The sequence below is a fragment of the Vibrio qinghaiensis genome, from assembly GCF_002257545.1.
GTDB classification, from domain to species: domain Bacteria; phylum Pseudomonadota; class Gammaproteobacteria; order Enterobacterales; family Vibrionaceae; genus Vibrio; species Vibrio ordalii.
This window is the reverse complement of the sequence record NZ_CP022741.1, coordinates 1,272,517-1,283,646: the sequence shown is the minus strand read 5'-3', so window position 1 is coordinate 1,283,646 and position 11,130 is coordinate 1,272,517. Positions and strand designations below refer to the sequence as shown.

At 45.6% G+C, this 11,130-nt stretch carries 11 protein-coding genes; 6 read left to right on the top strand and 5 right to left on the bottom strand.

The window, feature by feature from the left end; genetic code table 11:
• Positions 1-22: 22 nt before the first annotated feature.
• The gene (locus CCZ37_RS05930) at positions 23-1,399 is read right to left on the bottom strand and encodes an MATE family efflux transporter (protein WP_094500013.1); all 1,377 of its coding nucleotides are present in this window, start codon (positions 1,397-1,399) and stop codon (positions 23-25) included.
• Between the two features lie 40 nt (positions 1,400-1,439).
• Between CCZ37_RS05930 and CCZ37_RS05925 the strand changes: the two genes are divergently transcribed.
• Positions 1,440-2,933 (top strand): DUF2867 domain-containing protein, encoded by a 1,494-nt coding sequence (locus CCZ37_RS05925; protein WP_094500012.1) that lies wholly within the window; start codon positions 1,440-1,442, stop codon positions 2,931-2,933.
• Between the two features lie 42 nt (positions 2,934-2,975).
• Here the strand turns inward: CCZ37_RS05925 and CCZ37_RS05920 are convergent, their stop codons facing one another.
• The 3 genes from CCZ37_RS05920 to rsuA are packed head-to-tail and all read right to left on the bottom strand — an operon-like array spanning position 2,976 to position 5,586.
• On the bottom strand, positions 2,976-3,635 hold the full coding sequence (locus CCZ37_RS05920; RefSeq protein ID WP_094500011.1) for a DUF2913 family protein: 660 nt from the start codon (positions 3,633-3,635) through the stop codon (positions 2,976-2,978).
• A complete protein-coding gene (locus CCZ37_RS05915) occupies positions 3,635-4,843 on the bottom strand; it encodes a Bcr/CflA family multidrug efflux MFS transporter (protein WP_094500010.1) in 1,209 nt (402 codons plus the stop codon). Before CCZ37_RS05915 ends, CCZ37_RS05920 begins: the two co-directional genes overlap by 1 nt.
• A 47-nt stretch (positions 4,844-4,890) precedes the next feature.
• Positions 4,891-5,586: a 16S rRNA pseudouridine(516) synthase RsuA gene (gene rsuA / locus CCZ37_RS05910; protein WP_094500009.1), complete on the bottom strand. Its 696-nt coding sequence runs from the start codon at positions 5,584-5,586 to the stop codon at positions 4,891-4,893.
• Between the two features lie 104 nt (positions 5,587-5,690).
• Here rsuA and radD point away from each other — a divergent pair, with 104 nt between their 5' ends.
• The 5 genes from radD to rplY all read left to right on the top strand — a co-directional run bounded on the left by radD (position 5,691) and on the right by rplY (position 10,392).
• Entirely contained in the window at positions 5,691-7,433 is a 1,743-nt protein-coding gene (gene radD, locus CCZ37_RS05905) for a DNA repair helicase RadD (protein WP_094500008.1), read from the top strand.
• Between the two features lie 62 nt (positions 7,434-7,495).
• The gene (locus CCZ37_RS05900; RefSeq protein WP_010318383.1) at positions 7,496-7,885 is read left to right on the top strand and encodes a PepSY domain-containing protein; all 390 of its coding nucleotides are present in this window, start codon (positions 7,496-7,498) and stop codon (positions 7,883-7,885) included.
• A 9-nt stretch (positions 7,886-7,894) separates the two neighbouring features.
• A complete protein-coding gene (locus CCZ37_RS05895) occupies positions 7,895-8,554 on the top strand; it encodes a response regulator transcription factor (RefSeq protein WP_010318384.1) in 660 nt (219 codons plus the stop codon).
• Positions 8,544-9,884 (top strand): ATP-binding protein, encoded by a 1,341-nt coding sequence (locus CCZ37_RS05890; RefSeq protein WP_094500007.1) that lies wholly within the window; start codon positions 8,544-8,546, stop codon positions 9,882-9,884. The genes CCZ37_RS05895 and CCZ37_RS05890 overlap by 11 nt, the downstream gene beginning before the upstream one ends.
• A gap of 229 nt (positions 9,885-10,113) precedes the next feature.
• Positions 10,114-10,392 (top strand): 50S ribosomal protein L25, encoded by a 279-nt coding sequence (rplY, locus tag CCZ37_RS05885; protein WP_010318386.1) that lies wholly within the window; start codon positions 10,114-10,116, stop codon positions 10,390-10,392.
• Positions 10,393-10,605: 213 nt separating this feature from the next.
• Here the strand turns inward: rplY and CCZ37_RS05880 are convergent, their stop codons facing one another.
• The gene (locus tag CCZ37_RS05880; protein ID WP_010318387.1) at positions 10,606-10,962 is read right to left on the bottom strand and encodes a PilZ domain-containing protein; all 357 of its coding nucleotides are present in this window, start codon (positions 10,960-10,962) and stop codon (positions 10,606-10,608) included.
• Positions 10,963-11,130 lie beyond the last annotated feature (168 nt).

Below are 11,130 nucleotides of genomic sequence, written 5' to 3'. Positions count from 1 at the left end.
GCACCACCTAACTGCGTTGTGTCTAATTTTCAATCAAATTTCGCATCCACTTCTTGCTTTTCATTCGATATAGAGAACCGCCCCATTTAATCAACTCTTCAACGAGAAACAATAGATAGATGACTTCAGGCTTAGCCCCAAGCACAATCGCACAAAATGCGGCTAACGGAATACCTATCAACCACTGCGCGACTAAATCTTGATAAAGACAAAACTTTACGTCACCGCCAGCTCGCAACACGCCAACAATCACCGTCATTGGAATGGAGCGTAAAATGATGCCAAGGCTCAGTATAACGATAAACTCTTCAGATAAAGCACGGGTTTCATCCGTCAAGGCAGTAAAAGAGTTCAGGATAGGGATCTGCACCACATACAAAGCGGCAGCGACAACCACGCCCACAAAAAAGCTGATGATCGTTAAACCCAAGGCTTGATAATAAACGGCATCGTACTGCTTAGCGCCAATTTGGTTACCGACTAAAACCGCGGCTGCATTCGACATCCCAATCAGTAAACTCAATGAAATCGATTCTACTGGCGTCATTACCGATAGCGCCGCTAAGCCTTGCACACCACTCTGCCCCATGATGGCATGGTAGACAAATAAACCACCTGCCCATGCCAGGAAATTAAAGGTGGTTGGCAACGAAAGCTTCAAAAAACGAGAAATGGTAGGCCATTCAATGATGGCTCGGATATCGTCAACGCCAAACGCTAACAGATGTTTCTTGGCATAGAGGTAACCGTATAAACAGGCGACTTCAATAAAACCACTGAGCACGGTAGCAATCGCCGCACCTTCGATTCCCATCGCGGGAAAACCCAATTTGCCGAAAATCAGCACCCAGTTTAAAAACACGTTTGAAACAATACCAATACCGCTAAAAAACGTACTGAGCCCTGGTTTATGCATCGCTCGTAGCCCTACTGCCGTACTACTGACGCAAGCTACAGCAAACATACTGAGTGAGGTAATAACCAAATATTGGCTACCTAGCGCATTAACGGTCTCGGAATCCGTGGTTAGTGCCATGATTTGACTTGGAAACAGTAAAAATAGTGCCACCGTCATGACAGCAAATAGGTTAGCGACTAACCACGTAAGTGCGGTACTTTCTCGCACGCCCTGTTTGTTTCCTGCGCCCCAATACTGAGCCGTTAACAGTGCGCCTCCCGTTGTCACGCCCACTAGCATGATGGTGGTGACAAAAGTTGCTCTAGCGGCAACGCCTACCGCAGCAATTTCCGCCTCACCTAATTGCCCTAGCATCAAAACATCCACTAGACCGCGGCTAGAAAACATAATACTTTGCAAGGTGATCGGCAGAGCGATAGCCATTAAGCGACGGAAAAAATCGCCTCTTGTATGTAGCATGATTTGCGAAAAAACAGACAACCGATCACCTCAAATTCAACACATTGATAGCACAGAAAAAATGAAGTCGCCATTATACGGCTGTGAGCATAATCTAACCATCTTATTTGAAGGGACCGTCATGAAAAAAGTGTTAGTACTCGGCGCATCAGGCTATGTCGGCTCACAATTGTTACCTTTGCTATTAGCGCAAGGTTTTCAAGTAACAGCCGCAGCTAGGCACATTGACTACTTAACCTCACGTGCCATATCTCATCCCAACCTTACCTTACGTTATTTAGACCTTGCCGATAAAGAGGCAACACTCGCGCTTATCCCACAATTTGAACTGGTTTATTTTTTAGTGCACGGTATGGCGCAAGGACATGATTTCGTCGACTATGAATTGTCGTTAGCAGAAAACGTTAAACAAGCCCTTAAGGGTAGCCAGGTCAAACACCTGATCTACTTAAGTGCGATTCAGCCACAAACCGGAAACTCAGAACACCTCAAAGCGCGGAAAATGACGGGCGATCTACTCAGGAAAAGTCCCGTCCCAGTCACCGAATTAAGAGCTGGTGTCATTCTTGGACCGGGATCAGCCGCATTTGAAATCATGCGTGATTTTGTTTACAACTTACCGATGCTCATCACTCCCAAATGGGTTGATTCCAAAGCAAATCCGATAGCGCTGGAAAACCTCAATCATTATCTACTTGAATTAGCCAAGGAACAGCCCGTTGCCCACCAATTGTTTGAAGTCGGTGGGCCTGACACCCTCTCCTACCGAGAACAATTTGCCATTATTTGTCAGGCAACGCAGAAACCTTTTCGGTTATGGTCTACCCCACTATTAACCCCAAAAATGGCTTCTTACTGGCTAGGTCTTGTCACCTCCGTCCCCTCTAATATTGGCAGAGCACTACTTGCCGGTTTAGATCATGATTACATTGCCGACTCACAAGCCATTGAAGCACGCTATCCTCAAAGCCTGATTTCATATCGTGACGTTGTCACTAATATAATTGAGCATGAAGGGGAATTTACACGCTCGCAAGTGTGGGGATTTGATCCAAGTGCCCTACAGCGTTGGCAACCCGGTTTTGGCTACTATCCTAAACAAGCAGGAGCAACAATTCAGACCAGCGCCTCTGCTGAGGCTTTATGGGATGTTATCCGAACCATAGGCAGCCGCCAAGAAGGCTATTTTTTTGCCAATGCACTATGGCGTACACGCGAATGGCTCGATCTTTTATTCGGTGGTGGCAAACCTGTGCGCCGCTCCCCTTGTGGCCCGGAACTGCAAGTTGGCGATTTTATTGATTCGTGGAAAGTGATCCGCTGCCAACCTCAACAGTTTTTGTCACTTCTTTTTGGGATGAAAGGCCCAGGGTTAGGGCGATTGGAATTTACCATTAAGGATCTAGGCGAAACGCGAGAACTCAATGTAACCGCATGGTGGCACCCCAAAGGATTCTTAGGGTTACTTTACTGGTTCGCGATGATGCCTGCCCACCTTTTTATTTTTAACGGCATGGTCAAAGCCATCGTCAAAAAGGCACAAAAAAAGAGCTAGCGAAATCGCTAGCTCTGCAACTTATTGGGTTTCAATTCCATACTAATCAATAGGAAAGCCTAATGGAATTTCAGCCAATTGCACGCCATGGTTGGTTGGGTATATCAAATACTCACCATGATATTTCACATTCGACTTATAATCGGTACGTTTGTGCACCATAAAGCCAGCATTGCTGGCTTTTTCGACGAAATCGGCATGATGGCCGCGCACAAACCAGTTCATCGGCTTCACGAGCAGTTCACCATCAAAACATGATTCACACTGATTTGCACACAAAGCTAATGAGTTCTGCCCATCGGTAAAAAGCTGTAATTTGCCTTCATTCACCAATGGATCACACGTTGTCACTTCCCAGTGAGCTGCTTCCATGAGTTCTACAAACGCATCAATTTTCTTGTCGGTAATGATGTTATCTGCGCCTTGCGCAAAAAACTTACCGTAAAATGCCGCAATGCGTTTAAAGGTAAACAGTAATTCAGATTGGTTGCCTTTCGAACGCCCAGCTTTCTGCCAACGATTTAAATCATCCACCACACAGCGATGGAATCGTTGTGCTTTCAATGCCTTACTGACCCAATGCACTAAAAAGTGATTATTAGCTAAAGGCGCATTCACCAGCTTATTCGCTTGGTGTTCTGCTGCTAACTCTTGCAGCGCTGTATTCACTACACGTTGAATTTCGAGGTAATACTCTGACATTACGCCTTTCTTCCTAATGTCCAATAAAAAAGAGATGAAAGTACCGAGCACGCCGTCATGACCACAATCATCGGCCACTCAACATCGCTAGGCATCATCGCGACAATCGCTGCAACCACTGAGCCTGTGCCAAAACGCAACGTTCCAGCCAGTGAAGAAGCGGTACCCGCCATTTTTGGATAACCACTTAGCAATAATCCCATCGAATTACTGCCTATCGTTGACAATGTACCAATAAAAAGCACCACAAAAGGCACAATGCCCCATAAGCCAAGGTTGAGTAACCACGCGATAAATAAGCCAATACCAGCGCACAACTGAATCAACAAACCAAAGCGCAGCATCGCGTGGGAACCGACTCGTTTCACCATTCGACCATTCAAGCTGGTCATGATAATCATCGCAACGATATTGAGGCCAAACAGGTAACCAAATTGATCAGGGTCGACTCCATAAATATCAATATAGACAAAGGAGCCTGCGGTCAAAAAGGCAAACATACCAGCAAAAGAGAAAGCACCAGAAAAAACAAGCCCCATCGCGACTGGGTTACGGCTTAACTGCACATAGTTGCGAATGGTATTTCGAAAGCGCAGCGGTTGACGATTTTCTGCACTGAGTGTTTCTGGAATTTTCCAAACCACGAGAGCAATTACCACCGCGGCAAAAATAGCCAACACCCAAAATATCGAACGCCAACCAAACCAAATGGCTAAATGTCCGCCAATCATCGGCGCAGCTAACGGGGCAACAGTCATCACTAAGGTGACAAAAGACATGGCGCGGGCAAAATCTTCGCGATCAAACATATCACGCACTACCGCTTGAATAACCACAGCGGCCGCTGCTCCAGCAAAACCTTGCGCAGCGCGAACATACGTTAACGCTTCAATACCCTGGGTAGTCGCACTCACAATGGCAGCAATACCAAACAGTAATACGCCGATCAGCAGCACTGGGCGACGGCCATAACTGTCGGCCAGCGGGCCATGCAATAGTTGGCCTATCGCAAAACCAGCGGTATAGGCAGTCAGCGTCATTTGTACCGCTCCAGCACTCACACCGAGATCTTTAGCAATCGCTGGCATGGCTGGCAGATACATATCAATCGCCAGCGGCGTTAATGCGCCAATCGCGCCTAATACTAAGAAGAGTAAAAAACTGATGTGCGGCGTATTATTCGCTGTAACAGGCTGAGATGAAGTCATAGTTCTCCAAATAAATAAGGAATGAAGTTGCAGTAAAACTAGGCCGTTCAAGCCCCAATCGAAGCCACTTCTTGGTCAGTCAAATAACGGTATTCACCGGGCTCTAGTGCCTCATCTAGCACAATATGACCAATGCGCTCACGGTGAAGGCCAACCACTTTATTGCCTAAAGCAGCAAACATGCGTTTAACTTGATGGTATTTGCCTTCATGAATGGTCAGTAAACATTCATTCTCACCGACAACTTCCAATTGCGCAGGCAAGGTTAGCTCACGCTCATTACGCAGTTCAATACCCGTTAAGAATTGTTCGACATAGTTCGTTTCAATAGGGTCGGCAAGCCAGACACGGTAGGTTTTGTCGCATTTGTGTTTTGGCGAGGTAATGCGATGAGACCATTGGCCGTCATCGGTGATCAGAACCAAACCTGTGGTATCGACATCCAAACGTCCTGCAAAATGCAAGTCTTGAACATTCACTTCATCGAGCAAAATAAATGCCGTATGATTGAAGCCGTCTTCATGTGAGCAAACGTAGCCAGCGGGTTTGTGTAACATGATATAGCGCGGGCCATGCAAGATTAACTCACGACCTTGCCACTCCACCTCACACTCCTGCGTCACCTGCAATGAACCACTTTTTTGCGTCTTACCATTTACTGTGACATCACCACTTTTGATGATCTTGGTGGCTTCTTTACGTGTCGCACCTAACGCATCACACAAAAATTTATCTAACCGCATGATTACCTCATCTAAATCAAGTCAGGTATTATACGCAGCTAAAATGAAATAGTTGATCTATTTCACTGTTTTTATCCAGCGTTCAACAAGAGACAACGCGAGTTATGTACACACTTCGCCCTTATCAATCGGACTCGGTCAAAGCCGTGATCCACTATTTTCGTCATCACACTACGCCCGCCGTAATTGTACTACCGACGGGTGCAGGAAAAAGCTTGGTCATTGCTGAGCTGGCAAGGCTTGCCAAAGGACGAGTCTTAGTACTAGCGCACGTGAAAGAACTGGTAGAACAAAACCATGCCAAATACGAGGGCTACGGTTTGCAAGGCGCGGTATTTGCGGCAGGTTTAGGACGAAAAGAGACCGATCAACAGGTCGTCTTTGCTTCGGTACAGTCCGTAGTGCGTAATTTAGATGCCTTTAAAAATCAATTTTCATTACTGGTGATTGATGAATGCCACCGCGTACCGGATGAGAAAAGTAGTAGCTATCAAAAGGTGATCACCCATTTAAGCGAGCTTAACCCGGGGATTAAAGTGTTGGGGTTAACCGCTACGCCTTATCGTTTAGGCATGGGCTGGATTTATCAATACCATACTCGCGGCCAAGTGCGCAGTGAGGAGCCTCGCTTCTTCCGTGACTGTATTTTTGAGCTACCGATCCGTTATCTGCTCGATGAAGCTTTTTTAACGCCAGCGCGAATGGTTGATGCCCCCGTGCTCAGTTACGATTTTTCGCAGCTAAAACCCGCCAATACCGGGCGCTACAAAGAAGCCGAACTCGACATGGTGATTGAGCAATCGAAACGTGCCACACCACAGATTGTTCAACAAATCATCCAACTAGCACAGCAAAAACAGGGAGTAATGATCTTTGCGGCCACCGTTCGCCACGCCCAAGAAATTGTGCAATTACTGCCCAATAACGAAACTGCCATCGTCATTGGTGACACGCCGACCCCTGAGCGCGACACCATCATCAAGCAGTTTAAACAGCGCCAAATCAAATTCTTAGTTAACGTGTCGGTATTAACCACAGGTTTTGATGCTCCGCATGTTGACCTGATTGCGATTTTACGCCCCACCGAGTCCATCAGTTTATATCAGCAAATTGTCGGACGTGGGCTACGCTTATCTGCAGGAAAAACCGAATGTTTGGTATTGGATTATGCGGGCAATAACTATGATCTTTACCAACCAGAAGTCGGTGAGCCAAAGCCCGATCCCAACAGTGAAATTATTACCATTCCCTGTCCGGCCTGCGGTTTTAATAACAACTTTTGGGGTAAACTCGATGCCGCTGGTTTTTTGCTTGAACACTATGGTCGACGTTGCCAAGGCTATTTTACAGACAAAGAAAGTGGCGAACGAGAACACTGCGGTTACCGTTTTAGAGCAAAATATTGCGGTGAGTGTGGCGCTGACAACGATATCGCCGCACGTATCTGCCATGAATGTGACGCAACACTGGTTGACCCTGATAAAAAGCTCAAAGAGGCACTCAACCTCAAAGATGCATTGGTTTTTGAATGTATCGAAATGGATTTGAATGTACATAAAGATGCAAGTGGAAAAGCGCAACTGCGCGTTACCTATCGTGGTGAGAACGATGCGCAAGTCCACGAATTTTGGCCACTAACCACCAAGAAACAGAAACAGGTGTTCCACGACCAATTTGTGCGACCACACCTAGCCGATAAGCATCGCCCTTTTGATCAATCTTCACCAAGCAAAGTGGTAGCTCATCGACACCGTTTTCGTCCACCACAATTTGTCATTGCGCGAAAAGTGGGACGATTTTGGAAAATGCGCGATAAGATCTTTGAAGATGAGCTACAAAACCGATGATTCACTTTCTATTCATGTAAGGTTATTTATACTCTGTTCATCTTATTACAAGGGGGCGCAACATGTTGTTCAAAAAGGGTAAAGCTTTCGCACGCTTACTGCTGCTCTCGTCATTATCCTTACCCACTTTAGCTGCGAGCAGTGATGTACACGATTGGGTTCAAGACACTTATAAGCCAGGAACCAAGGTAGAGATTGATGAGGATCAAGATGAGGTCTACGCGGCAGTTCAAAAAGGTTTAATTCATCCATTGTCTGAGCTTTATGCCACGATAGATAAAGAACTCAATGGCCGAGTTATCAAGGTAGAGTTAGATGAAGATGATGGTGAATGGGTCTACGAACTAAAACTGATGCATGACAACCGAGTTATCCGCGTAGAATATAATGCAAGCACATTAGAACTAATGGCTATTCGTGGCAGGAACCTACGCGACATCATCAAAAAATAGAGAATAACCATGAAAATATTGGTAGTCGAAGACGATCCTCGTCTTGGGGAACAAATTGTAGAAGCGCTTGAACAGACCGGCTGGGTGCCTGAATTATCACAAGATGGCATTGATGCACTCTATCGCGCTACATCAGAAGAGTGGGATGTGATTGTGCTCGACCTCGGTTTACCCAAGCTCGATGGGCTCACCGTATTGAAAGGCATTCGAGATGAAAACATTAATACGCCCATTGTGATCCTCAGTGCAAGAGACGGTTTGACTCAACGAGTCGAGGGCTTAAATGCAGGAGCGGATGATTACCTCACCAAACCATTTGAGATGGTGGAATTAACCGCTCGTATCCGCGCACAACTGCGCCGAGCATCAGGTAACGCTTCCCCTGTGATGCAAATCGGTGACTTAAGCCTTGATACTCGAACCTCTAAAGTGATGTGGCAAGGTCAAGCGGTGAGCTTGACGGCACTGGAATACAAAGTGGTTGCCTACTTCATGCACAATGCCGACAAAGTCATTTCACGGACTGAACTGGTGGAACACATCTACAAACAAGATTTCGATAGAGACTCCAACACCATCGAAGTGTTTATTGGCCGCATCCGTAAAAAAATCAATAACAACATTATCAAAACCGTGAGAGGACTGGGATACCAGCTTAATGCAAAATAAAACCTCGGCCTTAAAGCGCCTCAGTTTAAAAAGTCGTTTACTGCTCGCGGCAACGTTTTGGTTAGGTACCATGATTTTAGCGGCGGGAATTGGCATTCCCACACTGATCAAAGACTACCTAGTCAATGATGTGCAAGGCCAGCTACGTTTAGCGATGGATGAAATCACGGCGAACTTGGAAGCGACACCGCAAGGGAACCTAGTACTGTCGTCGCGCCTTTCCGACCCTCGTTTTAGCCAACCCTACAGCGGCCTTTATTGGACGGCCTCAAGCGATGATCAATCGCTTCGTTCTCGCTCATTGTGGGATAAGCGCCTTCTCAGCGAAAAACATGGCTTGAAAAGTATCATCAAAGGCGCAAGAGATGAAAAACTGATCGTCATTGAACAAATCATCTACTTACCAGACTTTGCTTCTCCTATCACCATTACCATCGGTCTTGATGAAGCGCCATTACAAGACACTTTAAACAGTGTAATTAGCCAATTATGGATGATACTAGGCCTGCTCTTTAGTGGTGTATTGGTGCTGATTGGCTTGCAAGTCAGTTGGTCATTACGGCCGTTAGGGAAAATGCAAAAAGAGCTGGCCGCATTGCGCAAAGGTCAACAAGCCAGTCTCAGTGACGAGTACCCAAAAGAAGTTTTTCCGTTAGTCAATGATTTGAATGCACTGTTATTCCACTATCAAGAATTGCTTGAGCGCGCACGCAATCATGCAGGCAATCTCTCTCACGCTTTAAAAACGCCGATTTCTGTACTGCGTAATGAGATCGATCATCTTGATTTCGCACAACAGCAGACACTCAGAACACCAATTGAACAGTTACAAAAGCAGATTGACTACCATCTAGGGCGCGCGCGCATGGCTGGCTCAATGAATATTCTTGCGGTAAAAGCCAATCCAAGCGAACGGGTAGATGCTATTTCTATGGCATTTGACAAAATTTACATACAGCGTGAAATCACGTTAGTTAATGAGTTGGATTCTGATCTAGAGGTTGCCGTTGACCCAGCCGATCTCGACGAGATGCTCGGCAACCTACTGGAAAATAGCTACAAATGGGCAGCTTCTTTAGTTCGAGTTCACGCAAAAAATCGAGAAGAAGGCTGGGTAGAAATCCACATCGAAGACGATGGCCCAGGTATTGCTGAGCAAGATCTGGCTAAAGCGGTACAGCGTGGCGTGCGCTTAGACGAAACAACCTCTGGATCTGGGCTTGGGTTGAATATTGTCAGTGAAATGGCGCACAGTTATCGCGGCACGCTAACCCTATCGACTAGCACTATGGGGGGCTTAAAAGCGGTGCTAACTTTTCGTTCGCTTTAATGGACGAAATCGAACTCGACATTAAGCAATAAAGACTGTCACGGTCCTTCGTAACAAGCTGCAATAAATCGATGCTGCAAGGGATTTTCTATTGCCCCATCTTAGATAGAGTGCTAGTATCCGCGCTCGTTTTGTTAGTAATCATTGATTCACTATCAAAGCTATACCACATCAGCAAGGTCGCATTGCAGATGTGAAGTTTATTTTTACTAATTTGAGTGTAAAAACTATGAAATTCGAAGCAGTAGTACGTACTGAACTAGGTAAAGGTGCGAGCCGCCGCCTACGTCACGCGGGCCAATTCCCAGCAGTTGTTTACGGTGGTGAAGCAGCACCAGTTGCTATCGCACTGGATCATTCTGACGTGATCAACCAAATGGACAAACCAGAATTCTACGAAGCAATTACTCTAGTAATTGATGGCGCAGAAGTAAAAGTTAAGCCACAAGACGTTCAACGTCACGTGTTCAAGCCAAAAGTTGAGCACATGGACTTCATCCGCATCTAATTTCCTACCAAGGAATTAGTTGGATAAAATCCAACCTTTTGCATAAAGATGATCGGCCTTACCATCCGAGAAATCTAAAAATTCGAAACCCCGATAGCTACCAACTATCGGGGTTTCACCGTTTTATAAAACCAAGCAAGCGTTTTATAAAACCAAGATAGTTTTTTGAGCACCGATAGTTTTTGATTTAAGCCGAACGTGATAGTTTTTGATTTAAGCAGAACGTAAAGACGAGAAGTAAGACGGGTATCTTTGGCAAATATAACGCTGCTCTTCAACCATGTGCTTAAAAGCAGGACCATTGGATAGTTGAACCACCACTTCATCTTGTTGGAAACGCAATACTTGACCCGCAATTTTGACCGTGTTGTTGCTGCGTAGCTGCACCGTACCAGACATCGATAGACCACAATATAAGGTAGTCACTCTCGGCATTGAAATACGAATGCCTTGCTCTGATATTTCACAGACATGGAATAGCTGATCATCAATTTTTACGGTAGGTCTCACCCGCTTTGGATACTTTAAGCGGTAATATTGCCGTTTCTGTACAAAATCTGCATTGTCCATGGGTCTATGCATCCTTTATCAAGGTTAATTACTTCTGCGTCATCATGATGCTACGCAAGTGTTGAGAGTCTACCATTTATTATCGGCTTCTGAAGTAAAAACATAATAGAAAGATAGGCAACCGCTATGAATCACCAATTCATCTCATTTGTGAACTCAAATACAATT

Coding starts and splice junctions, on each gene's coding strand:
- CCZ37_RS05925 (WP_094500012.1), top strand. CDS start 1,440: ATGAAGTCGCCATTATACGGCTGTGAGCATAATCTAACCATCTTATTT.
- CCZ37_RS05920 (WP_094500011.1), bottom strand. CDS start 3,635: ATGTCAGAGTATTACCTCGAAATTCAACGTGTAGTGAATACAGCGCTG.
- CCZ37_RS05915 (WP_094500010.1), bottom strand. CDS start 4,843: ATGACTTCATCTCAGCCTGTTACAGCGAATAATACGCCGCACATCAGT.
- rsuA (WP_094500009.1), bottom strand. CDS start 5,586: ATGCGGTTAGATAAATTTTTGTGTGATGCGTTAGGTGCGACACGTAAA.
- radD (WP_094500008.1), top strand. CDS start 5,691: ATGTACACACTTCGCCCTTATCAATCGGACTCGGTCAAAGCCGTGATC.
- CCZ37_RS05900 (WP_010318383.1), top strand. CDS start 7,496: ATGTTGTTCAAAAAGGGTAAAGCTTTCGCACGCTTACTGCTGCTCTCG.
- CCZ37_RS05895 (WP_010318384.1), top strand. CDS start 7,895: ATGAAAATATTGGTAGTCGAAGACGATCCTCGTCTTGGGGAACAAATT.
- CCZ37_RS05890 (WP_094500007.1), top strand. CDS start 8,544: ATGCAAAATAAAACCTCGGCCTTAAAGCGCCTCAGTTTAAAAAGTCGT.
- rplY (WP_010318386.1), top strand. CDS start 10,114: ATGAAATTCGAAGCAGTAGTACGTACTGAACTAGGTAAAGGTGCGAGC.
- CCZ37_RS05880 (WP_010318387.1), bottom strand. CDS start 10,962: ATGGACAATGCAGATTTTGTACAGAAACGGCAATATTACCGCTTAAAG.